This is a genomic window from Brachybacterium sp. JB7, assembly GCF_003335205.1.
GTDB lineage: Bacteria > Actinomycetota > Actinomycetes > Actinomycetales > Dermabacteraceae > Brachybacterium > Brachybacterium alimentarium.
Genome location: NZ_QPGN01000068.1, coordinates 1 through 230 on the forward strand (window position 1 = coordinate 1; position 230 = coordinate 230).

Genomic DNA, 230 nt, shown 5'->3' on the forward strand with positions numbered 1-230 from the left:
GAGAACATCATGAAATTCCAGGGCGTTGATCTGATCGTCTCCCAAGGGCCTGAGCTTTTTGAGGTTCCAGATCTCACGGGCAAAAGCCTGGAGCAAGCAACCACAGTCTTGAACGAGATCGGTTTCCAGGATCTGAAAACTGATCAGGCCTATTCTGAATCGTCGGACAAGGGTGAGGTCATCAGTTCCTCCCCCGCCGCTGGCAAGGAATTGCCCCGCAAGAACATCAT

At 52.2% G+C, this 230-nt stretch carries 1 protein-coding gene; it reads left to right on the forward strand.

Going from position 1 to position 230, the window contains the following annotated elements; translation table 11 throughout:
* Positions 1-9 precede the first annotated feature (9 nt).
* Positions 10-230, forward strand: a 221-nt coding sequence (locus CIK81_RS17965; protein WP_147272384.1) for a PASTA domain-containing protein, incomplete at its 3' end; no start/stop codon positions are given.